The sequence below is a fragment of the Seonamhaeicola marinus genome (assembly GCF_008085455.1).
Genome location: NZ_VSDQ01000343.1, coordinates 1 through 284, shown reverse-complemented (window position 1 = coordinate 284; position 284 = coordinate 1). Strand labels below are relative to the sequence as shown.

The window sequence follows — 284 nt, the reverse complement described above, 5'->3', positions numbered from 1 at the left end:
TTTTTTCATAATAATGTTAGTTTATAATGTTAATGGTTATAAATGTATGACACAACTTTGTTTAAAATGTTACTTATTTTAAATTTTTTTTAGAGCGTGTAAATTTACGTAAACGTTTCAAAGGTGTTCTTTTATTTTAAGCAGTTGCTCTTTAATATCTTCAAGTTTATTAATTATTTCAAAATTACTTAAAGCTTCTTTTTTTTCTTCTTTTAAATGAATTTTAGCGCCTTCTAGTGTAAACCCGCGTTCTTTTACTAAGTGATATATAAACTTAAGGTTTT

The 284-nt window shown here is 23.2% G+C and carries 1 pseudogene; it reads right to left on the bottom strand.

What is annotated here, in order from left to right:
* Positions 1 to 117: 117 nt before the first annotated feature.
* Positions 118 to 284, bottom strand: a pseudogene (locus FUA24_RS25635) (MerR family transcriptional regulator); the annotation flags it as partial.